This is a genomic window from Mycobacterium palustre (assembly GCF_002101785.1).
Taxonomy (GTDB): Bacteria; Actinomycetota; Actinomycetes; order Mycobacteriales; family Mycobacteriaceae; genus Mycobacterium; species Mycobacterium palustre.
In genome coordinates this window covers 67959-91294 of the sequence record NZ_LQPJ01000127.1, presented here as the reverse complement: position 1 = coordinate 91294, position 23336 = coordinate 67959, and the positions used below count along the sequence as shown (strand labels likewise).

Sequence of the window (23336 nt, the reverse complement as noted above, 5' to 3'; positions counted from 1 at the left end):
GGTTTTACTGCGGCGGAACCAGCAGGGACTGCCAGTTTTTGGCGCGCGGGTGCGCCAGGTCCGCCTCGGTGTAGCGGTGTCCATCGGGACCGATGTAGTCGCCGGTGGCGGGATCGTAGGTCGCGACCGCAAGAGGGGGCGGGCCCGCCGGCGCGGTGCCCCGCGGGGGCGGCAGCCGCGGGTCTTGGCCCGGCGGATACATCGGCACGCCCTGGCCGCTGTAGGTGGCGTTGGGATCTCCCTTCCAGTTGTAGCCGTCGTTGAGCGGCACGTACTCCTCGTCGCTTTCGCACAGCTCGACCGTCGGCGCCCGCTTCCACGGTTTTGCCTCGCACGGAATGTTGCGCACGCCACGGACATTGAACTCCGAATCTTGCGGCACCCGGCAGTACAAGTCCGCGGCGGGACGGTCCGGGGCGTCCACGCTGGCCGGCGAGCGGCGCTGGGTGGGCGGCAGGTATCCCGTGGTGCAGGGGGGCGGCAGGTTGACGTTGAGGTTGAAGTCCAGTTGGGCGCCCCGGTACTCCTGCTTGGCGTTGGAGCTGGGCACGACGATGGCCGCCATGGCGGCGATGCCCTGCGGAAGCAGCACCAGCAGCTGTTCGATGTCGTGCCGGTAGACCACGGCGATGTCACCCAGGCTCACCAAATTGGCGAACAACACCGGGAGCGCCGGCGCGACCCGGTCCAACAGCGCGCGCCCCTCCGCCACCCCGGATGTGCCCTGCGTCAACAACTCTCGCAGAGCCGCGTCTTGCGCCTTGAACTGGGCGGTGATGGCCGCGGCCCGATTGGCCCACGTGGCGATGGCGTCGGACGTCCGCACCTGGGAGTCGAGCACCGCGGGCGCCTGGTCGATCAAGGTGGCGAGCGGGTCGACGGTGCGGCCCCCGGCACTCGCGAGGGCGGTCGACCCGTCGACGATTCGCGACAGCTCCGGCCCGAGGCCGCTGACGGCGCGGTCGGACTCGTCGATCACCGTGCGCAGGTTGTCACGCGGAATCGCTTGCAGGGCACGGTTGGTCAGGTCCAGCAAGCGGCCGATGTCGACGGGCACGTCGACGCGGCCCGCGGGGATGACGTCGCCGGCGCGCAGCGAGCGCGCATGCTCCCCGTCCTGGCCGGGCCGCGGCGTGAGCTCGATGTACTGTTCGCCGATCGCCGAGCGGCTGTGCACGGAGGCCTGGACGTCGGAGGGCACCTCGACCCCGGAGCGCAGGGCCAGCACCGCGCGCACCCCGGTCGCGGTGACTTCGACCGACTTGACCTGCCCCACGTCGGTGCCGCGATACGTGACAACGGACGTCGGGTAGAGCCCGCCCGACTGCGGAAGGTCGACCGTCACCCGGTACTCCCCGATGCCGAACACGGTCGCCGGCAGCTTCATGAAGTTGAATGCCATTGCGCCACAAGACACCACGGTCACCAGCGTCAAGACCGACAACTGGATCCACGTGCGGCGGTTCAGGCGCAGCATCAGTACCCCCCGAAATGGTACGGATAGGTCAGCGGGTTGCCGGCCGTCGCCGGGCTGGGCTGCATGCCGATCGTGCGGCCCCACTGCAACTCCAGCTGGGTGAGGTTGCCTTCCCAGCGTGACCCGGTGAAGAGCCCCTGGTCGATGCGGCTCAACGTCAGGTCGACGACGAGGGTGAGGTTGGCGTAGTCGCCGCGGAACCAGTTCCGCACCGTCGACGCCGGCCACGGGTAGGTCACCAAACCGTCCAGGCCCTTGGTGAGCGCCGGTCCGGCGTCGGCGAGCGACCGCAACACCGGCGCGATGTTGCGCAGGTTGTTGACCAGGGATTCCCTGCTCTGGTGGATGGTGTCGGCCGCGATCGCGCTGAACTTGCCCAGCTGATCGATGGCCTCGGCGATCTTGGTCCGCTCGTCGGCCAGTACGGCAAGCGCTTTCGGCACCGTCGTCAGCGCCCGGTCGACGACGTGGTCTTGGGCGGCGACCTGGCCCGCCAGCGAGTTGAGGTTTTCGGAGGCCGCGATGATGTCGTCGGTCTGGGCGTTGGTGCCGGCGATGAATTGGTCGAGCTGGGAAAGCAGGCTGCGCATGTCGTTTTCGCGGCCGGCGAACGCCTTGGCGATCGCCTGGGTGATCTCCTGCAGCTGGCCCAGCCCGCCGCCGTTGAGCAGTATCGACACCGACGCCAGGGTCTGCTCGGTGGTCGGGTACATGCTCGCATGCGACAACGGGATCACCGAGCCGTCTTTGAGTTGCCCGACCGGCGGCTCGTCCTTGGGGGGCGCGAGTTCGATGTGCATCGAGCCCAGCAGGCTGGTCTGCCCGAGCTTGGCGGTCGCGTTGGCGGGTAGGCGGACGTCGCCGTTGATCCGCATGGTGACCAGGGCGTGCCAGTCCTGCAGCTCGATCTTCGTGACGTTGCCGACGTTGACGTCGTCGACGCGGACGCGGGTGTTCTCCTGAATGGTGACCACGTCGGGCAGCTGCGCCTGGATCGTGTAGGAGCCCGGGCCGCCGCCGGCGGTGCCGGGCAGCGTGAACGAGTTCAGCCCCTTCCATCCGCAGGCCGGCAGCGCGGCGATGCCGGCAAGGCAGAGCGCCGAAAGCACCGCGCGCCTCACGACGTTCCCGTCGGCAGCATCAGGTCGCGCAGCACCTGCGTCGAGTCGACCGTGCCGTGCGGCGCCGGCGGCGCCTCGGCGGGCGCCGGCGGCTGCGGAGGGGCAACGTCGGGCGGGGGCGCTTCGGGCGGCGTGTAGCCGGGCCGCAGCCGGTCCTCGCTGTAAGTGATCTCGTTCGGCCGGGCCTGCGTCCCGACGAACGGGTTGAGGCCGAACGGAAGATAGTTGTAGATGCGGTTTTTGATGATCGGGTTGACGTATTGCAGGCACAGCTTGGACACCCGGTCCAGGCGCGCCCGGGAGGCGGCCTCGATCGAGCTGCAGATCCATTGCGGGATGTCGGCGAAGTTGTTGAGCGCCATGATGCCGGTCATTGCGCTCTGCGCCGGCTGGTAGATGTTGAGGAAGTTCTGGAACACGGTCGGGGCGATGTGCAGGATCTGCTTGATATCGCCGCGGCTGTCGTTGAGCGCGGTGGTGATGGAACCCAACCGGTCGAACGTGACGCCGATCGATTCCCGGTTTTCGGCCAGGAAGTCGCGCAGGTCGGTGAGCGCCCCGTCGAGGCCCTTCACCGCGTTGGCAACCTCGTTGGGGGTGTTGCTCAGCACCGTCGTCACGCCGGCCAGGTTTTCGTTGAACGAGGCCAGCAGGTCGCTGCTGGAGTGCAGCGCCGACACCAGCAGCTGCAGGTTGCGCACGGTGCTGAAGATGTCGTCGGCGTGGTCGCCGAGCGCCGAAATGGCCTCGGAGAGCTTGAGCACCGTGTCGCGGGCGGTGTCACCCTCGCCGCGCAGGTTGTCGGCGGCCGAGTTGATGAACTCTCCGACCGAGTTCACCCCGCCGGGAGCGGCGGGCTGCAGGGCGTCGGTCAGCTTTTCGAGCTGCCTGCGGAAGTCGTCCCACTCGACGGGGACCGCGGTGCGGCTCAACGGGATCGAGGCGCCCGGGCTCAGCTTGGGCCCGCCGGAGTAGGCCGGGACGAGCTGGATCGCGCGCGAGGTCACCAGCGACGGCGACAGGATCGCGGCGCGGGCGTCGGCCGGCACCGCGTACTGCTTGTCCACAAAGAACGTCACCTTGGCGCCGGCGGGCTGTGGCTCGATCTTGTCCACCACGCCGACGGCGACGCCGAGGATGCGCACCTCGTCGCCGACGAACAGCCCGTTGGACTCGGCGAAATACGCTGTGTAGCTGTTCATCTGCGCCTTGCTGAACAGCTTGGGGCCGACCAGGACCGAGGCTACGACCAGGGTCGCGGCCAGGCTGATGCCGGTCAGCGCCCGCAGGGTGCGACGGCTTATCACTGGCCGCCCGTTTCCGCGGATGCTGGCTCGGGCGGGGGGCCCGGCGCGGGCCCGGGCGAGGGCGGCTGGGACCAGATCGGGTGGGGTCCGTTCTCGGGCGGCACCGGCGGGGTGCCCGTCGGCGGGTCGACCGACTCCGACGGCAGCCCCTGGTTGGGATCCAAGAACCGGTCATACATGCGCGCGTCGATTGTCGGTCCGCTGATCTGCCCGGGGATCAGGTTGGCCACGTAGGCCTTGAAAAACGGTCCGGAGCCCAGGCATTCGCCGAACGACATCGCGTAGCGTTTGAACTTGGGCAGCGTGGCCTGCAGGTCCTGCTTGCGGTTGTCCAGGATTTCCAGCACCCCGTTGAGCTTGTCGAGGGCCGGCTTGAGCTGAGAGCGGTTGTCGTTGACCAGCCCCGAGATCTGATGCGACACGGCGGTCAGATTGTTCATCAGTGCGTCGAGCGAATCGCGTTCGTCCAGCAGCGCCGCCAGCAGCGCGTTGGAGTCGGCCACCAGGGTGGCGATCTGTTGGCTGCGCCGCCCGAGCACGCCCGAGACCTTGTTGGCGTTACCCAGCAGGCTGCGCAGCTGCGCGTCCCGATGGTTGAGGGTGTCGGAAAACCGCGCCACGCCCTGCAGCGCGGGCTTGAGGTCCGCCGGTGTCTCCTTGAACGTGTCGGCCAATGTCGCCAGCGCCGAGGACAATTGGGCGGTGTCCAGGCCGCTGATCGTGGTGGTGAGGTCGCCCAGCGCGTCGGGAAGGTCGTAGGGCGAGCGCGTGCGTTGCAGCGGGATGGTGCCGCTGAGTTTGCCTTCGCCGCGCGACGTGAGCTCGAGCATCTTGCTGCCCAGCACGGTCTCGGTTTTGATCGCCGCTTCCGTGCGGTCGCCCAGCTCGATGCCCTTGCGCACGGTGAAGCCCACGCGAATTTTGGTGCCCTCCAAGCGGATGTCGGAGACCCTGCCGACCCCCATCCCCGAGACCCGAACCGTGCTGCCGGTTTTGATGCCGCCGGCTTCGGAGAAGTATGCCGAATAGTCGTTGGTGTCCTTGATGAACGGCAGCTTGTCGTATTGGAATGCGGCGATGACCACGCAAGTGACGATCGCGGTGCCCATCACCCCGACCACCAAGGGGCTTCGTGTTCCGAGCGGTTTGATCTTGGGCAGCTTCATCGTGGCGTGCACCGCCCGCTGGGCTGGCCGAACAGTTTGACGAAGATCGGGTTGCCCCCCTTGCCGTTGAGCTTGAGCAGCACCTCGCAGAAGTAGAAGCCGAAGTAGTCGCCGTTGAGGCCCTGCCGGGACAGCACCTGGTAGATGTCGGGCAGCTGCTTGAGCAGGTTGTCGACGTAGTCGCGGTCCGACGTCACCTGTCCCGACATGCGGTCGGTTTCCCGCACGACGTCCTTGATCGGCTGGCGGGCCTGGACGAGCAGGTCGGTGACCGACCCGGTCGCCGCGTTGATGTAGGCCAGCCCGGTGGAGATGTCGTCCTTGCGCTGCGCCAACCCATTCACGAACTCCGACAACTTGTCCAGCCCCTCGGAGAACTCGCGGTCGCGGGCACCGAACGTGTGCAGCACGGTGTTCAGGTTGGCGATCAACTCCCCGATCAGCTCGCCGCGTCCGGCCAGCGTCGAGGTCAGCATCGACGTCTGCGCGAGCACGGAGGCCAGGGTGCCGCCCTGGCCCTGGAAGATCCGCAGCAGCTCGCCGGACAGGGCGTTGACTTGATCGGGATCCAGCGCGCGGAACAGCGGCCGGAAGCCTCCGATCAGCGCATCGATGTCCAGCGCGGGCGCGGTCCGTGCCAGCGGGATCGTGGCGCCCGGTGGCAACCGGCGCGGCGGGCCGGGGCCCTCTTCGAGGGCGAGATAGCGGTCGCCGATCAGGTTTTCGTAGCGCACAACGGCTTTGGTGCCCTCGGTGAGCCGCACCCCCTTGTCCACCGAGAAGCCCACGGTGACCGTGCCGTCGCGATGCAGGGTGAGGTCGCCGACCTTGCCGACCTCGACCCCGGCGATGCGCACGAAGTTGCCCGACTTCAGGCCGGAGATGTTGGTGAACACCGCCTGATACCCGGTGCGGTCCTCGAAGCGCAGCTGGCCGAACACGGCGATCAGCGAGAACGTGAACACCACGCAGATCGCCGTGAAGATCCCGACGCGCAGGATGATGGCGAACGTCGTTTGTCGTTTCATGGCGGCGGCTGCCCCCCGCGGTACCAGTAGTGCGGCGGTTCCGGCGGGTTCTTCGTGACGGGGAACCAGTTGGCCCACCACGGATTGCCGACGCCGACGTTGGTGCGGATCTCGTTCGGGGCTGCGCCCCAGCCGGTGTCGGTGACCAGCGCGCGTACCGGGAAGTTGGCGCTCGGGTCGGGCAGTGAACCGCAGCTGGGCTTGCCGCCCGGGCCGCCGGTGGCGTTGACCTTGGGGAGGTGCTTGGGATACCGGTACGGGTCGTCGCCGAACAGCAGCGCCGCGTCGAGGATCACCGAATAGCCGTTGCCTCCCAACGCGTCTCGGCCGCCGTGGTCGACATACCATTGCGCGCCCTGGAACAGGCACGCATACGTCGGCGAGTACTTGTTCAGCAGGACGGTGGTCGGATCGAGGAGGTTGAAGGATCGCACGATGTCGGCCTCGTTTCGGCCGATGACGTTGATGCCGGCTTGGCTGAAGCCCGCCGCCGACAACAGCAGCGTGTCGAGCGAGCGCTGGTTTTCGGTGAGCGTGTTGCTGATGGTGGTCGCCGAGTCGAGGACCGACAGGATGTCTTGCGCGGCATCGGCATACGTGGCGGCGGTCTTGCCGAACAATCGCCAGTCCCGGTGGATCGTTTCCATGCGGGGGTTGACGCTCAGCAACAGGTTGTTGGAATCGGTGATGGCGTGGCCGATCCGCTCACCCTTGCCGCGCACCGCTTCGGCGAACGCCGACAGGACCGCGTTCAGCTTGGCCGGGTCGAGGGCCGTGACGACCGCCTGCAGGTTTTCGAAAACCGTGTTGACTTCGACGGTGACGTTGCGGGAGTGCAACACCGCGCCCGGCTTCAGGGGTGTGTGGCTGGGTTGGTCCGGCACGATCAAGTCGACGTACTTGGATCCGAACGCGGTGGTGGACTTGATTTCGGCTTCGAGGTTGCTCGGCAGGTATTTGAACGGACCCGGGTCGATCTTTAGTCGCAGCTGGGCCGCGTTGACGTCCGTACCGATCGACGCGACCTGGCCCACCTGCACTCCGCGCAGCTTGACCTTCGCGCCTTGTTCCATCACCAGGCCGGCCCGGTCGGACACCAGTGTGAGCGGGACGAATTCGTTGAACTTGCCTGAAAACGACGCGGCGGTCAGCGCGATCAGCACGCCGACGACGATGAACAGCGTGGGCGCCCACCAGATCGGGTCGATCCTGCTGCGGCGGAGTCTGTTCCGCGTGCCCGGGCCACCGTCTCGATGAATGCTCACGCGGTCATCCCGACAGGTTGAAGTTGCCGGACTGCCCGTAGATGGACAGCGAAATCATCAGGCACACAAACGCCGTCACGATCATCGAAGACCGCACCGACCGGCCGACCGCCTCCCCCACACCCGCGGGGCCACCCGTCGCCGTGAAGCCGTAGTAGGTGTGCACGACCATCACGCCCGCGGCCATCGTCAGCGCCGCCAGGAAAGACCAGAACAAGTCGGTGGGGCGCAAAAAGGTGGAGAAGTAATGCTCGTAGACGCCGCGGGATTGGCCGTAGATGTAAATGGTGCCGAACTTGGCCGCGAAGAACGACATCAGCACGGCGACGGCGTAAAGCGGGATGACGACCAGGATCCCGGCGATGATCCGGGTCGACGACAGGTAGGTGATCGAGCGGATGCCCATGACCTCCAGCGCGTCGATCTCCTCGTTGATGCGCATCGCGCCGAGTTGAGCGGTGGTGCCCGCACCGATCGTGGCGGCCAGCGCCACCCCCGCGGTGCAGGGTGCGATCATGCGGACGTTGAAGAACGCCGACAGGAACCCGGTGAGCGCCTCGACGCCGATGTTGGACAAGGTGTCGTAGCCCTGCACCGCGACCAGCGCGCCGGTGGTCAGCGTCAAAAAGCCGATGATGCCGACGGTGCCCCCGATCACCGCCAGCGCGCCGGTGCCCATGCCCATCTCCGCGATCAGCCGCAGCACCTCACCCGGGTAGCGCCGCACCGCGTCGGCGGTGGCGGCCAACGATTTTCCGTAGAACTCGGTCTGCTCGCCCAGCCTGCGCGCGGCGGTAACCAAGCGAGGGGCAAGCGCGACAAACCACAGCGGCTCGCGTGCGGCTTCGGTCATTTGGCGGTCACCTTCACCCCGAGCGCGGTGACCACGATGTTGATGAAGAACAGCGCCATGAAGGAGAACACCACGGTCTCGTTGACCGCGTTGCCGACACCGGTCGGGCCGCCGCCCACCGAAAGGCCCTTGTAGCAAGCGATCAGGCCGGCGGACATTCCGAAAAGCGTTGCCTTGATGAGCGAGATCACCACCTGGGGCAGTCCCGTGACCAGCGTCATCCCCGCGATGAAGGCGCCCGGCGTGACGTGCTGAACGAAGACCACGAAGATGTAGCTGCCCGTCAGCCCGGTGACCGCGACCACCGAGTACAGCAGCAACGCGACGAAGGTCGCGGCGATGATGCGCGGAACGACAAGCGCCTGAATCGGATTGACGCCGATCACCTTCATGGCGTCGATTTCCTCGCGAATGGTGCGCGCGCCGAGGTCGGCACACATTGCGGTCGATCCGGCGCCCGCCACGGCCATTGCCGTGACGACCGGCCCGACCTGGGTCACCGACGCCAGCGCGGCGCCGGCGCCAGAGAGGTCACCGGCGCCGATCTCGACGAGCAGGATGTTGAGGACGAAGACGATGAGCACGGTGTATGGGATCGACAGCATGATCGTCGGGAAGATCGAAACCCGTGCGACAAACCAGATCTGCTCGAGCAGCTCCCGCCATGCCCACGGCTCCCGCACCACGGCAACCAGTGATTCGATGCTGAGCAAGAAGAACTGGCCGACCGCGTTCATCGGCTTCGCGATGGCCGCGCCGGCCGTCATGGGGCCTGCTCAGCCCGCCGTCGGTGCAACTGGCTCAATCCGGTCCCCCGATTCGGTAATACATTCAATCCGCATGCAATTCGCCGGCCCAAAGGCATCAGCCTCGTTTGCACGCCGACAGCGGCGTCACTTTTAGCGCATAGACCACGCGAAGAATCTAGGGACAAAGCATGCCCGGCGTGAGATTTGCAATCAACCAGAAGAAATGTGGTCGCAAGTCGGTGGCGCCCTGGCTACTCCGGTGCTGCAGTGGCCGTGGCAAAAGTATCGGTGACGCGGCCCGGGAGCGCGCACCGCACCGCCCCGTCGAGCCAACGCCATCTAACGACACTGTTCGTAAGTCGTTGCCAGAGAAAGGGTTTTGCTCAGTCTGAGCGCCTTGCGCTGTCGGGTGCGGGCCTTCAGCCGACGTTGGTGCCGCCCTCAGCGATTCGGCGCACCGCCCGCAGGAAGACGTCGATCTCCTCGATTGTGTTGTAGAACGCGAACGACGGGCGCACGGTGGCCTCCAGCCCGAGGCGCCGCAGGACCGGCTGCGCGCAGTGATGACCCGCGCGCACCGCGATGCCTTCGGCGTTGAGCGCCTTGCCCACTTCCAGCGGCTCGTGGCCCGCCAACACGAAGGACAACACGCTGGCCTTCTCGGTCGCCGTGCCCACCAGGCGGACACCGGGGATGTCGGCCAGCCGCGGCGTCGCGTAGTCCAACAGGTTGTGCTCATAGGCAGCGATGCGCTCGACACCCAACCGCTCCACGTAGCGCAACGCCTCCGCCAGCCCGATGGCGTCGGCGATGTTGCCGGTGCCTGCCTCGAACTTGCTTGGAATCCCTTGATACAGCGAGCGTTCCAGTGTGACATCTGCGATCATGTGGCCACCGCCCTGCCACGGCGGTGTCTCGGTCAGGGCTTCCTCGGTGCCGTAGAGGACGCCGATCCCGGTGGGGCCGTAGATCTTGTGCCCGGAGAACACCAGGAAGTCGGCGCCGAGCTCCGAAACGTTGACGGGTAGATGCTGGATCGACTGGGCGGCGTCGATCAGGACCCGCGCACCGTAGCGGTGGCCCAATTCAACGACCTTGTCCACCGGGACTACGGTGCCCAGGGCGTTGGACACCTGGCTGGCCGCCACCAGCTTCGTCCGCGGACCAAGCAGCTCCTCGAATTCGCTCAACAACAGGTTGCCGGCGTCGTCCACCGGCGCCACCTTGAGAATAGCGCCCGTCTTCTGTGAAATCAGTTGCCAGGGAACGATGTTGGCGTGGTGCTCGAGGTGGGTGATGACGATCTCGTCGCCGGGTTGCAGATGCTTGCCGCCCCATGCATGAGCCACCAGGTTGATCGCTTCGGTGGTGCCGCGCACGAACACGATCTCTTCGTCCCTGGCGGCGCCGATGAACCGACGGACCGTGTCGCGCGCTTCCTCGTAGGCATCGGTGGCCCGAGCCGCCAATTCGTGTGCGGCGCGGTGGATGTTGGAGTTCTCGTGGACGTAGAAATACGCTAGCCGGTCGATGACCGCCTGCGGCTTCTGCGTGGTCGCGGCGTTGTCGAACCAGATCAGCGGCTTTCCGTTGACGGTCTCATTGAGGATCGGGAAATCCGCCCGGATCGCGTTGACATCGAACACCTCGTGCTCGTCCGGCAAGGACGGCACCGGCTCGGCCGCGGTCAGGAAGTAGTAGTTGTGCTCATCGCCGGCGGGTGCATGCGGGCTGGCGGGCGCGGCGGCCGACCACCCCAGATCGCTCACCGACGGTGCCTGGGGTGGCCAGCCCGGCACGGTGGGGACAATGCCGTGGGTGGGCACCGCGAACGCGCTCACATCATCAGGCCGGAGGTAGGGATCGGTGAGGCCGTCGACCGACGGCGCCGCCGTCGCGTCGGGCACACTGCCGCGCGGGGCGACGGGCACCGTCTGCGGCGGCGCTTCGGGCCCGGGCGACGTCGGCGCCTGAACGTAAATGTCCGTGACGTCGAGCGCCGGGACCGGCGACGGATACACGTCGGCCGCGCCGGCGGCCGCCCGCCCGGCCGAAGTCCCGGCGGTGACGTCGGGCACACCGCCGCGCGGGGCCACGGGCACCGTCTGCGGCGGCGCTTCGGGCCCGGGCGACGTCGGCGCCGGAACGTAGATGTCGGTGACGCCGAGGGGCGGGAGCGGAGCCGGGTACACGTCGGCGGTGCCCGCCGCAGTCTGGCCCGCCGAGGTCACCGCCGTCGTGTCCGGCACGCCGCCGCGTGGGGCCACCGGCGCCGTCTGCGGTGGGCTGTCGGGACCCGGCCGGATGCTGGCCGCGTACAGCTGGCTGGCCAGCGCCGCGAGTTCGGCGGCGCTGATCGGCAGGTCGCTTTCGGCGTCTACCGCTCGGTACTCACTTGTACTCATGGAACTGGTCCACGGCGACACCGTCGAGCACGGCCAGCGCGTCGTCGGTGAGCACGGCCAGGGACGTGTACAGCGTGACCAGGTAGGTCGCGATGGCCGACTGGTTGATGCCGGTGAACCGCACCGACAGGCCCGGTGCCTGCTCGCCAACTAAGCCCGGCTGGAACAGGCCCACGACGCCCTGGCGTTCCTCGCCGGTGCGCACCAGGACGAACTTGGTCTTGCCGTCTTCCACCGGCACCTTGTCAGACGGGATCAGTGGGATGCCGCGCCAGGTGATGAACTGCGCACCGAACAGGCTGACGACGGGCGGTGGCACGCCCCGGTAGGTGGCCTCGCGGCCAAACGCGGCGATGCCGAGCGGGTGGGTGAGGAAAAAGCTGGGCGTCTTCCAGACCTTGGTGATCAGCGCGTCCAGGTCGTCGGGCGTTGGGGCCCCGGCCAGCGTCTCGATCGTCTGCTCGGGCGTCGCCTGCGCGAGCAGCCCGTATTCGGGGCTGTTGACCAGTTCGAACTCCTGGCGCTCCTTGATCGTCTCGATGGTCAGCCGCAATTGCTGGGCGATCTGGTCGTGCGGGCTGGAGTACAGGTCGGAGACCCGGGTATGGATGTCGACCAGGGTGGAAATGCTGCGCAGCGTGTATTCGCGCGGGCTCGTCTCGTAGTCGACGTAGGTTTCAGGGAGCGGTTCCTCGGTGCCCGCACCGGCTTCGGCCTTGATCGCGACCCGCTCCGGATTGATTACGCGGTTCACCCGGTACAACCCCGCTTCCACCGGCACCCAGCTGAGCAGATGCAGCAACCACCGCGGCGTGATGGTCGACAGCTGCGGGACGGTCTTGGTGGCGTTGGCGAGTTGCCGGGCGCCGAGGTCGCCGAGGGCCTGGGACTCGTTTTGAGCCGACGTCATCCTGATCCTTCCGTTGCTTGGCCGAACACGGCAGCGGGTGCGGTGGGTCCATGATCGCCCACTGTGGCTGCGTCCGCGCGCCGAGCCTAGGTGATGGCAGGCGAGGGGCGAACGGTTTACCACGGCGGTGAGCCGAAGGGGGTAGAACCGCCCAAATGCGGACCTGCCCTATAGTGGGGCGCATGCAACAAGCCGCACTGCCGCGCTTCATTCCTTCGCGCCGCGTCGTCCTGGGCTGTTGTTGTTGCTGTCGTTGATTTCCTAATGCTGCTGACGCTGTAGAAATCCACGCGCTTTACCCGTAATCGGATTGGGCATTGGCCCGTCCGGCCGGCTGTGAGCGCCCCGTCAAATTTTGGCCAGTTTCCAGGAAGATCGACCAGCCATGACCGTATTGTCCCTGCCCACCCGTGCCCCGGCGGGGGTGGCGACCCGTCGCCGCGTACTGGTGCGGCCGGCCACCGAAGTCACCCACATGACGCGCTTTCGGGGAGGCACCTACTCCCACACCGTGGACACGATCGTCTTCACCGACGGCAGCACCGCCCGCACCGACCTGATCAGGGTCAACCCCAACCTGCGCGCCTACTCGCTGGACTTCACCGGCATCGCCCCGCAGCACCCGTCGCGCTACCGCCTGGGGAGCTGGTCTACCCAGCCTCACCTGCGCGCGCGCGGCTCGGAAGCCCAGGTCGACTGGATCCTGCGCAACTCCTTTCCCCTCCGCTCGACCGCCGAGCTGAGCCAGCACCTCCGCCAAGCCGGTTACCCCATGGGATCGGCCAACATCAGCGAACACGAGGCAATCGCCGCGACCCAGGCGGCGATCTGGCATTTCACCAACGGCCTGGCGCTCGACACCCGACCGCTGAACGTCCCCGTCGCCGAAAAACGGGGACCTGGCCCGGTGATCACCTTCGAATTCGACGGGCAACCACAGCTGGGCGGCTACTCGGTGTCGACGGCCGCCGGCGCGGCCGGTGTCATCAATCTGCAGAAGTCCATCGATGGCCTTGTGTGGCAGGATGTTTCGGGTTCGAGCCTGACCCTCGATGCCGGTACCACTCACTATCGCCGCACGCTTGGCGTCGGCAGCACGCTTTCGGCCAGCAGCCACAGCGGCGGCGGCCGCGGCTACCGCTATTACCGGTTGGTCGCGACAACCGAGCTCGCGACAACCGAGCGCGCCGGCACGACGATCTGCGACGTCCACTTCTGGCTGACCGGCGCGCGCCACTATCGCAATGCCGACCGGATCGTGCACCTCTACAATTACCTACTCACCGGGGCGACAAAGGCTGTGCGCAGCCCCGACGAGACGCGACTGGTCGATACCCATGCAACCGCCTACCCCGAACTCATAGGACCGTTCCAGGTGCGAATCCCATTGAGGCTCAGCGTCCCCGACGGGCACGCGCTCGTCGGCGCCGACGGTTTGAGCCTCGACGACCTCGTTGAGCCGGGAACGGACTTTTATCTGCGTCCCGCACCGGGCGCGTCCGCAGCGACGGTGACCGCGACGACACCGCATGACCTCACCGGGCGGGTATTGACCGGCGAGGCGCTTGCGGAGGCAGGACACCGATTCACGCCGATCGCCCTGACCGTGCCCACCGATGTCGCGATCGAATTCGACATCGCCTGGCAAACCGACGACGCTTGTACCAACATCGCCTGAGGGGAGTTTCATGAGCATCGCCGAGGACGTCACACAGCTAATTGGGAACACGCCGCTGGTCCGGCTGCGCCGGGTCACCGACGGCGCCGCCGCCGACGTCGTGGCCAAGCTGGAATTCTTCAACCCGGCAAACAGCGTCAAGGACCGCATCGGGGTCGCGATGTTGGACGCCGCGGAGCAGGCCGGCCTGATCAAGCCGGACACCATCATCCTGGAGCCCACAAGCGGAAACACCGGCATCGCGCTGGCGATGGTGTGCGCGGCGCGGGGGTACCGCATCGTGCTGACCATGCCCGAGACGATGAGCATCGAGCGGCGGATGCTGCTGCGCGCCTACGGGGCGGAACTGGTGCTGACCCCCGGTGCCGACGGGATGCCGGGCGCCATCGCCAAGGCCGAAGAATTGGCCAAGAGCGACCAGCGCTACTTCGTGCCCCAGCAGTTCGAGAACCCGGCCAACCCGGCGATCCACCGCGCGACGACCGCCGAGGAAGTGTGGCGCGACACCGACGGCAAGGTCGACATCTTCGTCTCCGGGGTCGGCACCGGCGGCACCATCACCGGGGTGGCCCAGGTGATCAAGGAACGCAAGCCCTCGGTGCAATTCATCGCCGTGGAGCCGGCCGCGTCGCCGGTGCTGTCGGGCGGCCAGAAGGGGCCGCACCCCATCCAGGGCATCGGCGCGGGGTTCGTCCCGCCGGTCCTCGACCTCGACCTGGTCGACGAGGTCATCACGGTCGGCAACGAGGACTCGCTGAACCTGGCCCGGCGCCTGGCCGCCGAGGAGGGGCTGCTGGTCGGCATCTCCTCGGGCGCGGCGGCGGTGGCCGCGCTGCAGGTGGCGCGCCGGCCCGAGAACGCCGGCAAGCTGATCGTGGTCGTGCTGCCCGACTTCGGCGAGCGGTACCTGAGCACCCCGCTCTTCGCCGACCTGGCGGATTGACCATGCTCGCGGCCATGCGGCGGGACATCCGGGCGGCCCGGGAGCGGGACCCCGCCCGGCCGACCACGCTGCAGGTCATCGTCGCGTACCCGGGCGTGCACGCCATCTGGGGCCACCGGATCAGCCATCGGCTGTGGAACCGCGGATTCCGGCTCGCCGCCCGGGCGTTCGCGGAGCTCACCCGCGTCCTGACCGGGGTCGACATCCATCCGGGCGCCGTCCTCGGCCCGGGTCTGTTCATCGACCATGCGACCGGCGTGGTGATCGGCGAGACGGCCGAGGTCGGCGAGGACGTCACGCTGTACCACGGCGTCACCCTCGGCGGCAGCGGCACGGACACTGGAAAGCGCCACCCCACCGTCGGCGACCGCGTGACCATCGGCGCCGGGGCCAAGGTCCTCGGCGCGATCAAGATCGGCGACGACAGCCGGATCGGCGCCAACGCCGTAGTGGTCAAGCCGGTGCCGTCCAGTTCCGTGGTGGTGGGGGTCCCTGGCCAGGTGATCAGCCGGGCCGGCCGGGGCAGCCCGGACGACTCGATGATGCCCGACCTGGTCGGTGTGAGCCTGCAGTCCCTGCTGACCAGGGTGGCCCGGCTGGAGGCGTTGAACGACGGCACGCAGACCGGCCGCGTGATCCGCCCACCGGAGGCCGGGGTGTGGCACGGCGAGGACTTCTCCATCTGACGATCAAGGTTTAAATCCCTTGTGAGCCAAACAATTTGGTGATAGCCACCCGGCCCCGATGCCCTATAGTGGTGCCATGCCACAGGCCCGAGGGCGTTTCGCCGCGACGCGCCGCTGCGCCGGGCGCTGTTGTCGGTCTTGCTGACGGCTTTCGACGTTCGAGCGTCGATTCCCACCGGGGGTGCGATGAGCATCCGATGCGCTATCGCGTTGCGTCACAATATAATTCACAAAAGGGGTGGTCCGCAATGATGGAAAGTCTTGCCAGCCGGCAACAGTTGGACGTGAGCCGTCAGCAAACCAGTCGAGCTCTCGATACGGCGGTAGGGATACTCGTCGGCTGGCGCAGGTGCAGTACCCAGGCCGCGTTTCGGGAGCTGCTGGCCGCCAGCGAGCGGCAGCACGTGCCGCTGTTCAGGCTCGCCGCGGCGTTGGTGGCCCTGGCCAGCGGCGAGGCCGAAACGGAGATCGGCGTCACCGAGGCGCGCCTTGCCGCGGAAAAGGAGTGGGGTCTGACCTACTTGCTGTGACCGACATGGCTCGGCCGAAGCTTTGCTCCCCCGCCTGGACTCGAACCAGGAACCTATCGGTTAACAGCCGAACGCTCTGCCAATTGAGCTACAGGGGACTAACCCGATCGCGGGACGACTCTAGCGTACTGGCTCGCCCGAACCCAAGTAGAGGGAAGGGGCCACCTCCATCCCGGATCGACGCGCAAGCACCCGCCCGCGTGAGGCAGGATGGAGCCATCGATCGTCGGGAGGAACGCTTTGATCCGATATGTCGTGGTGCTTGGACTGGGTTACGTGCTGGGCGCGAAGGCCGGCCGGCGCCGATACGAGCAGCTCGTCGGCACCTATCGCGCGCTGACCAGCAGCCCCCTGGCCAAGTCGGTGATCGAACGCGGCCGCCGCAAGATCGCGAACTCGATCTCCCCGGACACCGGTTTTGTCACCGTGGCCGCTATCGACGACGGGACGGCCGTGATGGATCGCGGCGAGCAGACCCTTGCCGAGCGGCCGGCCGACGCGGCACTCACACCGTCAGATCGTCGCCGCTAGCCTGCTCCAGCAGGCTGCGCCGATACGCCTCCATCGCGACCAGGTCACCGAACAGCGCGTGATACTCGTCGCCCTGCTCGATCGGCGACATCCGCTGCAGCTTGGACTTCACCTCGGCGATCTGGCGGCCCATCCACACTTCCTGCAGGCGAGCCAGCACGCCGGAGATGTAGCGCGGCAGCTTGTCGTCGTCGACCGCCACCGCCTCCACCCCTAGCTCGCTGATCAGGCTCGCGGTCAGGGCCGACGTGGTCTGCTGGCGCACCGCCTCGATCCACTCCGCCCCGGTGAGGCCGCTCGAGGTTCCCCCGGCCGCCTCGATGGCCGCGCGCACGGCCCCGTAGCCGGGGTGGGTGAAGCTTTCGACGGTCAGCGTGTCGAACACCGGCCCGGCCAGCGCCGGGTACTGCAGCGCCGACTTGAGCGCCTCCCGCTGGGGCCACAGGGTCGGGTCGCGCGGATCGGGGCGCGTGGCGGCGGGCCGGGCCGGCGCCGCCGCGGCCGAAGCCCTCCCGCCCCCGCCGACGTTGCCCGAGACCCGGACCGGCGCCTTGGATTTCTTGGCCTCGGAGCGCACCCGGCCGATGACCTGTGCGACGTCGTCCCATCCGACCCAGCCGGCGAGCTGGCGGGCGTACTCGTCGCGCAGCGTGGGGTCCTTGATCCGGCCCACCATGGGCACGCAGCGACGCAGCGCGGCGACCCTGCCCTCGGCGCTTTCCAGGTCCATCTCGGCGAGCGTGGTGCGAATGGCGAACTCGAACAACGGGGTTCGCCGGGCGACCAGGTCGCGCAGCGCCGCGTCGCCCGACTTCAGCCGCAGGTCGCAGGGGTCCATGCCGTCCGGGGCGACGGCGACGAACGACTGGCCGGCCAGGTTCTGCTCGCCGTCGAAGGCCTTGATCGCCGCGGCGCGGCCGGCGGCGTCGCCGTCGAACACGTAGATCAGCTCGCCGCGAAAGAAGCTGTCGTCCATCATGAGGCGGCGCAGCATGGCCAGGTGCTCGTCGCCGAACGCGGTGCCGCAGGAGGCGACGGCGGTGGTGACCCCGGCCAGGTGCATCGCCATCACGTCGGTGTAGCCCTCGACGACGACGGCCTGGTGCCCCTTGGCGATGTCGCGCTTGGCCAGGTCGATCCCGAACATCACCGACGACTTCTTGTACAGCAGCGTCTCGGGCGTGTTGAGGTACTTGGCCTCCATCGGGTCGTCGTCGAACAGCCGCCGGGCGCCGAACCCGATCACCTCGCCCGCCGGCGAGCGGATCGGCCACAGCAGGCGACGGTGGAAGCGGTCCATCGGGCCGCGCCGTCCCTCCCGCGACAGCCCCGCGGCCTCGAGTTCCTTGTATTCGAAGCCCTTGCGCTGCAGATGTTTCGTCAGCGAGTCCCAGCCGGACGGCGCGAACCCGCAGCCGAAACGGCGGGCCGCCTCGGCGTCGAAGTTGCGCTCGGTCAGGTACTGGCGGGCCGGTGCCGCCTCGTCGGACTGCAGCGCCGCGGCGTAGAACTCGGCGGCGGCCGCGTTGGCCGCGACGAGCCTGCTGCGGCTGCCGCGGTCGCGCTGCACGCTGGTGGCCGGGCCGGTGTAGCTGATCGTGTGGCCGATCCGGTCGGCGAGCAGCTCCACCGCCTCGACGAAGCTGACATGCTCGATCTTCTGGACGAACGCGTAGACGTCGCCGCCCTCGCCGCAGCCGAAGCAGTGAAAGTGGCCGTGGTTGGGGCGCACATGGAACGACGGCGACTTCTCGTTGTGGAACGGGCACAGCCCCTTCAGCGAGTCGGCCCCGGCGCGCCGCAATTGCACGTAGTCGCCGACGACTTCCTCGATGCGGACCCGTTCGCGGATCGCCGCGATGTCACGATCGGGGATCCGGCCAGCCATCGGCCCAGTGTAAGACGACCGCGGCGGCTAGCCCGTCCCGATCACCCCACACGCGATGCGGTCCGCCGCGCCCGGGGTGTCCTCGGCGCCGTGAATCATCAGCGCGGTCTTCTCGCCGGCCAGCAGCTGGTCCCTGGTGAACGCGTCGGACGTCGTCACCAGGTAGCCGGAGCCGTCCTGACGCACCTCGAGCGACGTCAGGTCGCCGCTTTCGGGCATCCCGGTGTGTCCGGGCGCCTGGAAGTGGCCGCCGGCCGACAGGAAGTTGCCGGGCGGGCCCCCGGTGGGTGCCACCGAGTTGGGCTCGCATTTGCCGACGGCGTGGATGTGCATCGCGTGCAGACCCGGCGTCAGGATGCCGGCCGCGGTCGTCTTGACGGTGATGGTCGCGTAGCCGTTGGCGAAATCGAAGGTGGCCGTGGCCACTTCGCGGCCGTCGGCCGTTTTCAGCTGCGCCGACAGCGCGCCCGGGCCGGGGGCTGCGGCGCTCGATGTCGCCGACGAGGCGGGGGAATCGCTGTGGATCCCGGGTGTGGTGCCCGGCTGGGTGCTCGCATGCTGGGGCGAGCTGCACGCGCTCACGGCCACGACGGGAAGCGACAGCAACAGGGTGGCAACGCCGGTGAGTTTGGTCATGACGGGAGCGTAGCGCTAACCGCTTGCCTGCCGGACGTCGATGCGCTCCAGCCGGCCCTCGGTATAGCACGCGATCTGGTCGACGATGACCCGCAGCCGGGCGCGGTCGTCGGCAGCGGCGTTGAACGCCGCAGCAAATACCGGATCGAGCGTGCGGGGGGCCCCGGCGTGCAGCCAGTGCGCCACCCGGTGGATGCGTTCGCGTTGCCGCGCTTGGGTTTCCAGGTGCCGCGGGTCCGACATGATGAACTGCAACGCCAGAATTTTCAGCAGGGCGACCTCGGCGCGCACCAGGTCGGGGACCTGCAGGTCGGCGCGGTAGCGCACCAGGGGCCCGGCACCGGCGGCCGCCCGCGTGGTCGCGATGGCGGCCGAGGCGAACCTGCCGACCAGTTCACTGGTCAGGCGCTTGAGCGCGACCGACGCCGCCAGCGTGGCGTCGTACTTGCCGACGGCGGCGACCACCGGCAGCCCCGACAGCCGGCGCGCGGCCGCCATCAGGTCGCCTGCGCTGACCCGCGGGAATTCGTTTTCGCCCAGCCTGGCCAGCGCGGCCACCTCGTCGTCGTCGGCCAGCACGCGCAGGTCGATGCGCTGGGAGACGACGCCGTCCTCGACGTCGTGGACCGAATACGCCACGTCGTCGGCCCAGTCCATCACCTGGGCCTCCAGGCAGGTCCGGTCCGCCGGCGCCCCCTGGCGCACCCAGGCCGCCGGCTGGCGATCCTCCTCGTAGAAGCCGAACTTCGCCCTGCCTTCCGCGAGCCCCTCGTCACGGGTCCACGGATATTTGGTGACCGCGTCCAGGGACGCCCGGGTCAGGTTCAAGCCCGCGCTGTTGCCTTGTGCGTCAAGCACTTTGGGCTCCAGGCTGGTCAGGATGCGAAAGTTTTGCGCGTTGCCTTCGAAGCCGCCGTGCGCCGCCGCGAACTCGTCGAGCGCGCGCTCGCCGTTGTGGCCGTACGGCGGGTGCCCGATGTCGTGGGCCAGGCCGGCCAGCTCCACCAGGTCGAGGTCGCAGCCCAACCCCACCGCCATTCCGCGCCCGATCTGGGCGACCTCCAGCGAGTGCGTCAAGCGGGTGCGCGGGGTGTCCCCCTGGCGCGGGCCGACCACCTGCGTCTTGTCGGCCAGCCGGCGTAGCGCCGCGCTGTGCAACACCCGGGCCCGGTCGCGCGCGAAGTCGGTGCGGTGCTGGCCCTCGGTCCCGGGCAGACCCGCCGTCTTCGGCGCTTCGGGTACCAGCCGCTGACGGTCGAAGTCGTCATAGGCGTCGTGCTGAGTAGTGGTCACTTTTTAATCACCGCCGCACAGTCTGCCAGGGTTCGACGGAACGGGGCCGGGCTAAATTGACCTATGCGCACAGGCCGGCTGACCGGCGTTCTCCTGACGGTCGTCATCGCGGCGCTGCTGCTGGCGCCGGCGGCCGCCGCGCAGCCGCCGCTACGGCTTTCGGATCAGGTCACCGACAACGCTAACGCCCTGTCGGGGTCCGGGCGCAGCGCCGTCACGTCGGCCGTCGACAAGCTCTACTCCGATCGTCACATCCGGCTGTGGGTGGTCTACGTCGACGACTTCGGCGGCCGGGGCGCGTTGGACTGGGCGAAGGCCACGCGAGGCGCCAGCGACCTGGGCGACTACGACGCGCTGCTCGCCGTGGCCACCACCGGCCGCGCATACGCGTTCTTGGTGCCGTCGGCGATCAAGAGCGTCACCGCCAGGCAGGTCGAGGCGCTTCGGCGCGACGAGATCGAGCCGGCGCTGCACGACGGCGACTGGAGCGGCGCCGCGGTCGCGGCGGCCGACGGCCTCGACGCGCCGCCCCGTTCCTCGGCCCGGGTGACGCTTCTGGTCGCGCTGGGCGTCGTCGCCGTCACCCTGGGCGTCCTGTTGGCGGTGATGCGCTATCGGCGCAACCGACGCCGAGCCGCGGCCCTGGCCGCGGCGCGGCACGTCGACCCCACCGACGCGACCGCGCTGGCCGCCGTCCCTTTGGAGGCGCTCGACGACCTGTCGCGGGAGAAGGTGGTGGCGGTCGACAACGCGGTGCGCACCAGCGCCAACGAGCTCGCGCTGGCGGTCGACGAGTTCGGCGAGGAACGGACCCGGCCCTTCACCGACGCGGTCACCAACGCCAAAGCGGCGCTGGCGCAAGCGTTTACGGTCCGTCATCAGCTCGACGACAGCGTGCCCGAGACCCCCGCGCAGCGGCGCGAGATGCTGACCCGGGCGATCGTGTCGGCGGCGCGCGCAGACCGCGAACTCGAGTCGCAGGCCGAGGCGTTCGAGAAGCTGCGGGACCTGGTCATCAACGCCCCGTCGCGTCTGGACGCGCTGACCAAGCGGTATGTCGAACTCACGGCCCGCATCGAACCGGCCGAGCGGCGGCTGGTCGAGCTGCACGACGAATTCGGCGCCGCGGCGCTGGCGTCGGTGGCCGGCAACATCGCCGGCGCCAAGGAGCGGCTCGCGTGCGCCGACCGCAACATCGGCACGGCGCGCCAGTTGGACTCCGTGGAGCGCGGACAGCAGGGCCCGCTGGTGGACGCCGTCCGCGCCGCCGAGTCGGCGCTCGGGCAAGCGAGGACGCTGCTGGATGGGATCGACAACGCGGCCGGCGACATCAACCACGCCGTGGCCGCGCTGCCCTCGCTCGTCGCCGACACCCGGGCAGGGGTGAACCGGGCCGACGAGCAGCTGCGCCGGGCGCCGAAATCCGCGCACGCCGCCGAGTTGGCCGCCGCGCGCGACGCCGCGGCGGGCGCTGTGGAGCACTGGCGCAGCGCCGCCGGCTCCGCCGATCCGCTCGGCGCGTTCGCCCGGCTGACCAAGGCCGACGCCGACCTCGACCGGGTCCTGGCCGCCGTCGCCCAGGAGCAGGCGAACGCCGAGCGGATGAGCCGCCGGTTCGAGCAGGCGCTGTTCACCGCCCAGGCGCGCGTGCGCGGCGTCTCCGAATACGTCGACACCCGCCGGGGCAGCATCGGGGCCGAGGCCCGCACGCGGCTCGCCGAGGCCGAGCGCCACCTCGAGGCCGCGCAGGCTGGCCGATCGGCCGACCTGACCGACGCGATCGCCCACGCCGACGCGGCGTCCACGCTCGCCGCGCAGGCGCAGGCCCTCGCCAACGCCGACGTGCAACAGGCCCAGCGCCGCTACGCGCGCCGGGGAGGCAGCGACGCCGGCGCGATGATCGGCGGCATCATCATCGGCGACCTGCTCGGCGCGGGGATGCGCGGCGGGTTCGGCGGCTGGAGCCCGACGTCGTTCGGGTCGTCGGGCTGGTCCGGCGGCTCCTCAGGCGGCGGCTTGATGGGTGGCGGTGGCCGATTCTGAGCCGCTTTGGAGCCCTCCGAAAGCAACCACCCCCCGGGCGGCGCCCGGGGGGTGGTTGTTCACTGCTTGTCGGTTTGGGGCGGGCGCACCGGCTGGATGCCGGCGCGCCGCCGCTAACCGGTGTTTGTCAGGCCCAGCTCGAGCCGACGGCGCTGTCGGTGCTGGCCATGTTGCTGCCGGCCGTCTGCACCTTCTGGCCGTGGGCGTTGGCCTGCTCGTAGATCACCTGGAAGTTGCGACCCAACTGGGTGATGAACTCCTGGCAGGCCACCGAACCGGCGCCACCCCAGAAGTCACCAGCGGCCAGCACATCGCGAACGATGGCCTGGTGCTCGGCCTCCAGCGCCGCAGCCTGAGCGCGAATCGTGGCGCCATGGGCGTCCACATCGCCAAAGGAGTAATTGATGGTCATCGTGATGTCCTTTCGAATCGAAAGCGTTGCGTCGGCTAGCTGCCGAGGATCTGCTGGGAAGCCTGCTCTTGCTGCTCGTAGTTGTTGGCGTCGCGGATCAGCCCGTCACGCACCCCGTGCAGCATGTTCACGATGTTGCGGAACGCCTGATTCATCTGACCCATGGTGTCGTAGGAGGTCGCCTGCGCCTGGCCGCTCCAGCCCGCACCGGCAATGTTCATCGACGACGCCCACATCTTGCGGGCCTCGTCCTCAACAGTCTGAGCGTGGACCTCAAAACGGCCCGCCATCGCCCGCATCTCGTGCGGGTCAGTCATAAAGCGTGTTGCCATGTTGCCTTTCTCCTTCTGGATGAATTTTGTGTTCAGTTGTCCGTACGCGAAGCCGTCGCAGCTGGCTGCTACGCGGCGTAGAA

21 protein-coding genes and 1 tRNA gene are annotated in these 23336 nt (G+C 68.5%); 6 read left to right on the top strand and 16 right to left on the bottom strand.

What is annotated here, in order from left to right:
- Nucleotides 1-4 precede the first annotated feature (4 nt).
- From AWC19_RS21445 to AWC19_RS21400, 10 genes are all read right to left on the bottom strand, one after another.
- Nucleotides 5-1477, bottom strand: a complete 1473-nt coding sequence (locus tag AWC19_RS21445) for an MCE family protein (protein ID WP_085080037.1) — start codon at nucleotides 1475-1477, stop codon at nucleotides 5-7.
- Nucleotides 1477-2598 (bottom strand): MCE family protein, encoded by a 1122-nt coding sequence (locus tag AWC19_RS21440; protein ID WP_085080035.1) that lies wholly within the window; start codon nucleotides 2596-2598, stop codon nucleotides 1477-1479. The genes AWC19_RS21445 and AWC19_RS21440 overlap by 1 nt, the downstream gene beginning before the upstream one ends.
- Entirely contained in the window at nucleotides 2595-3902 is a 1308-nt protein-coding gene (locus tag AWC19_RS21435; protein ID WP_372508647.1) for a virulence factor Mce family protein, read from the bottom strand. Before AWC19_RS21435 ends, AWC19_RS21440 begins: the two co-directional genes overlap by 4 nt.
- Nucleotides 3902-5071, bottom strand: coding sequence for an MCE family protein (locus tag AWC19_RS21430; RefSeq protein WP_142281332.1), 1170 nt, complete (start codon nucleotides 5069-5071; stop codon nucleotides 3902-3904). The genes AWC19_RS21435 and AWC19_RS21430 overlap by 1 nt, the downstream gene beginning before the upstream one ends.
- On the bottom strand, nucleotides 5068-6099 hold the full coding sequence (locus tag AWC19_RS21425; RefSeq protein ID WP_085080032.1) for an MCE family protein: 1032 nt from the start codon (nucleotides 6097-6099) through the stop codon (nucleotides 5068-5070). Before AWC19_RS21425 ends, AWC19_RS21430 begins: the two co-directional genes overlap by 4 nt.
- A complete protein-coding gene (locus AWC19_RS21420) occupies nucleotides 6096-7364 on the bottom strand; it encodes an MCE family protein (protein ID WP_085080030.1) in 1269 nt (422 codons plus the stop codon). The genes AWC19_RS21425 and AWC19_RS21420 overlap by 4 nt, the downstream gene beginning before the upstream one ends.
- Nucleotides 7365-7368: 4 nt before the next feature.
- Nucleotides 7369-8217, bottom strand: coding sequence for an ABC transporter permease (locus AWC19_RS21415; protein WP_085080028.1), 849 nt, complete (start codon nucleotides 8215-8217; stop codon nucleotides 7369-7371).
- A complete protein-coding gene (locus tag AWC19_RS21410) occupies nucleotides 8214-8984 on the bottom strand; it encodes an MlaE family ABC transporter permease (protein WP_085080026.1) in 771 nt (256 codons plus the stop codon). Before AWC19_RS21410 ends, AWC19_RS21415 begins: the two co-directional genes overlap by 4 nt.
- 401 nt (nucleotides 8985-9385) lie before the next feature.
- Nucleotides 9386-11371 carry a family 2A encapsulin nanocompartment cargo protein cysteine desulfurase gene (locus AWC19_RS21405; protein ID WP_085080025.1) on the bottom strand — a complete coding sequence of 662 codons (1986 nt, stop codon included), beginning with the start codon at nucleotides 11369-11371 and terminating at the stop codon, nucleotides 9386-9388.
- Nucleotides 11358-12281, bottom strand: coding sequence for a family 2A encapsulin nanocompartment shell protein (locus AWC19_RS21400; protein ID WP_085080023.1), 924 nt, complete (start codon nucleotides 12279-12281; stop codon nucleotides 11358-11360). The genes AWC19_RS21405 and AWC19_RS21400 overlap by 14 nt, the downstream gene beginning before the upstream one ends.
- A 385-nt stretch (nucleotides 12282-12666) precedes the next feature.
- Between AWC19_RS21400 and AWC19_RS21395 the strand changes: the two genes are divergently transcribed.
- The 4 genes from AWC19_RS21395 (at nucleotide 12667) to AWC19_RS21380 (ending at nucleotide 16118) form a co-directional block, all read left to right on the top strand.
- Nucleotides 12667-13959: a thioester domain-containing protein gene (locus AWC19_RS21395; RefSeq protein ID WP_085080022.1), complete on the top strand. Its 1293-nt coding sequence runs from the start codon at nucleotides 12667-12669 to the stop codon at nucleotides 13957-13959.
- Nucleotides 13960-13969: 10 nt separating this feature from the next.
- Complete coding sequence (cysK, locus tag AWC19_RS21390) at nucleotides 13970-14902, top strand: cysteine synthase A (RefSeq protein WP_085080020.1); 933 nt, start codon at nucleotides 13970-13972, stop codon at nucleotides 14900-14902.
- Nucleotides 14903-14904: 2 nt separating this feature from the next.
- Nucleotides 14905-15588 (top strand): serine O-acetyltransferase, encoded by a 684-nt coding sequence (cysE, locus tag AWC19_RS21385; RefSeq protein ID WP_085080019.1) that lies wholly within the window; start codon nucleotides 14905-14907, stop codon nucleotides 15586-15588.
- A 284-nt stretch (nucleotides 15589-15872) separates the two neighbouring features.
- The gene (locus AWC19_RS21380; protein WP_245849211.1) at nucleotides 15873-16118 is read left to right on the top strand and encodes an ANTAR domain-containing protein; all 246 of its coding nucleotides are present in this window, start codon (nucleotides 15873-15875) and stop codon (nucleotides 16116-16118) included.
- 25 nt (nucleotides 16119-16143) lie between these two features.
- On the opposite strand, the gene AWC19_RS21375 is transcribed toward AWC19_RS21380, so the two are convergent.
- Nucleotides 16144-16216, bottom strand: a tRNA-Asn gene (locus tag AWC19_RS21375).
- 142 nt (nucleotides 16217-16358) lie between these two features.
- Between AWC19_RS21375 and AWC19_RS21370 the strand changes: the two genes are divergently transcribed.
- Nucleotides 16359-16649 (top strand): hypothetical protein, encoded by a 291-nt coding sequence (locus tag AWC19_RS21370; RefSeq protein WP_085080086.1) that lies wholly within the window; start codon nucleotides 16359-16361, stop codon nucleotides 16647-16649.
- Here the strand turns inward: AWC19_RS21370 and dnaG are convergent.
- Genes dnaG through AWC19_RS21355 form a run of 3 tightly spaced genes read right to left on the bottom strand, consistent with a single transcriptional unit; the run spans nucleotide 16624 to nucleotide 20466 of the window.
- Nucleotides 16624-18537 (bottom strand): DNA primase, encoded by a 1914-nt coding sequence (gene dnaG / locus AWC19_RS21365; RefSeq protein ID WP_085080017.1) that lies wholly within the window; start codon nucleotides 18535-18537, stop codon nucleotides 16624-16626. The genes AWC19_RS21370 and dnaG overlap by 26 nt on opposite strands.
- Nucleotides 18538-18564: 27 nt before the next feature.
- A complete protein-coding gene (gene sodC, locus AWC19_RS21360) occupies nucleotides 18565-19173 on the bottom strand; it encodes a superoxide dismutase[Cu-Zn] (protein WP_085080016.1) in 609 nt (202 codons plus the stop codon).
- Nucleotides 19174-19188: 15 nt separating this feature from the next.
- On the bottom strand, nucleotides 19189-20466 hold the full coding sequence (locus tag AWC19_RS21355) for a deoxyguanosinetriphosphate triphosphohydrolase (protein ID WP_085080015.1): 1278 nt from the start codon (nucleotides 20464-20466) through the stop codon (nucleotides 19189-19191).
- A 63-nt stretch (nucleotides 20467-20529) separates the two neighbouring features.
- Here AWC19_RS21355 and AWC19_RS21350 point away from each other — a divergent pair, with 63 nt between their 5' ends.
- Nucleotides 20530-22509, top strand: a complete 1980-nt coding sequence (locus AWC19_RS21350; RefSeq protein WP_085080013.1) for a TPM domain-containing protein — start codon at nucleotides 20530-20532, stop codon at nucleotides 22507-22509.
- 127 nt (nucleotides 22510-22636) lie between these two features.
- On the opposite strand, the gene AWC19_RS21345 is transcribed toward AWC19_RS21350, so the two are convergent.
- Both AWC19_RS21345 and AWC19_RS21340 read right to left on the bottom strand, forming a co-directional pair.
- Entirely contained in the window at nucleotides 22637-22921 is a 285-nt protein-coding gene (locus AWC19_RS21345) for a WXG100 family type VII secretion target (protein ID WP_085080012.1), read from the bottom strand.
- 35 nt (nucleotides 22922-22956) lie between these two features.
- On the bottom strand, nucleotides 22957-23253 hold the full coding sequence (locus tag AWC19_RS21340; RefSeq protein WP_066914021.1) for a WXG100 family type VII secretion target: 297 nt from the start codon (nucleotides 23251-23253) through the stop codon (nucleotides 22957-22959).
- Nucleotides 23254-23336: the final 83 nt, after the last annotated feature.

Bases quoted from the DNA above. Each gene is read 5' to 3' on its own strand.
- dnaG (WP_085080017.1), bottom strand. From the start codon at position 18,537: ATGGCTGGCCGGATCCCCGATCGTGACATCGCGGCGATCCGCGAACGG.
- AWC19_RS21345 (WP_085080012.1), bottom strand. From the start codon at position 22,921: ATGACCATCAATTACTCCTTTGGCGATGTGGACGCCCATGGCGCCACG.
- AWC19_RS21425 (WP_085080032.1), bottom strand. From the start codon at position 6,099: ATGAAACGACAAACGACGTTCGCCATCATCCTGCGCGTCGGGATCTTC.
- AWC19_RS21410 (WP_085080026.1), bottom strand. From the start codon at position 8,984: ATGACGGCCGGCGCGGCCATCGCGAAGCCGATGAACGCGGTCGGCCAG.
- AWC19_RS21350 (WP_085080013.1), top strand. From the start codon at position 20,530: ATGCGCACAGGCCGGCTGACCGGCGTTCTCCTGACGGTCGTCATCGCG.
- AWC19_RS21340 (WP_066914021.1), bottom strand. From the start codon at position 23,253: ATGGCAACACGCTTTATGACTGACCCGCACGAGATGCGGGCGATGGCG.
- cysE (WP_085080019.1), top strand. From the start codon at position 14,905: ATGCTCGCGGCCATGCGGCGGGACATCCGGGCGGCCCGGGAGCGGGAC.
- sodC (WP_085080016.1), bottom strand. From the start codon at position 19,173: ATGACCAAACTCACCGGCGTTGCCACCCTGTTGCTGTCGCTTCCCGTC.
- AWC19_RS21400 (WP_085080023.1), bottom strand. From the start codon at position 12,281: ATGACGTCGGCTCAAAACGAGTCCCAGGCCCTCGGCGACCTCGGCGCC.
- AWC19_RS21445 (WP_085080037.1), bottom strand. From the start codon at position 1,477: ATGCTGCGCCTGAACCGCCGCACGTGGATCCAGTTGTCGGTCTTGACG.
- AWC19_RS21395 (WP_085080022.1), top strand. From the start codon at position 12,667: ATGACCGTATTGTCCCTGCCCACCCGTGCCCCGGCGGGGGTGGCGACC.
- AWC19_RS21430 (WP_142281332.1), bottom strand. From the start codon at position 5,071: ATGAAGCTGCCCAAGATCAAACCGCTCGGAACACGAAGCCCCTTGGTG.
- cysK (WP_085080020.1), top strand. From the start codon at position 13,970: ATGAGCATCGCCGAGGACGTCACACAGCTAATTGGGAACACGCCGCTG.
- AWC19_RS21415 (WP_085080028.1), bottom strand. From the start codon at position 8,217: ATGACCGAAGCCGCACGCGAGCCGCTGTGGTTTGTCGCGCTTGCCCCT.
- AWC19_RS21405 (WP_085080025.1), bottom strand. From the start codon at position 11,371: ATGAGTACAAGTGAGTACCGAGCGGTAGACGCCGAAAGCGACCTGCCG.